General features: G+C 62.5%; 1 protein-coding gene. It reads right to left on the bottom strand.

Going from position 1 to position 240, the window contains the following annotated elements; translation table 11 throughout:
- Nucleotides 1-238 (bottom strand): amino acid permease (locus J5M56_RS26405; protein ID WP_207938238.1); only part of this gene is annotated, 238 nt, incomplete at its 3' end.
- Nucleotides 239-240: the final 2 nt, after the last annotated feature.

Genomic DNA, 240 nt, shown 5'->3' with positions numbered 1-240 from the left:
GCCAGGCGCTGATCCAGTACCCCCATGCTGATGAGAAACCCATGTAATCGCCGAAGCCTGCCTTGGCATAGGCATACACACCGCCGTCCAGGTCGGGCTTGCGGTTGGCCAGGGTCTGGAACACGAATGCCAGGGTCAGCATGCCCACAGCGGTGATTGCCCAGCCAATTAGAACCGCGCCGACGTCGGCGCGGGCAGCCATGTTCTGCGGCAGCGAAAAGATCCCGCCACCGATCATCG

Origin of the sequence: Pseudomonas sp. 51_B, assembly GCF_017491595.1 — a bacterium.
GTDB lineage: Bacteria > Pseudomonadota > Gammaproteobacteria > Pseudomonadales > Pseudomonadaceae > Aquipseudomonas > Aquipseudomonas promysalinigenes.
The sequence above is the reverse complement of the archived record's forward strand: the minus strand, read 5'-3'. Positions and strand labels throughout refer to the sequence as shown.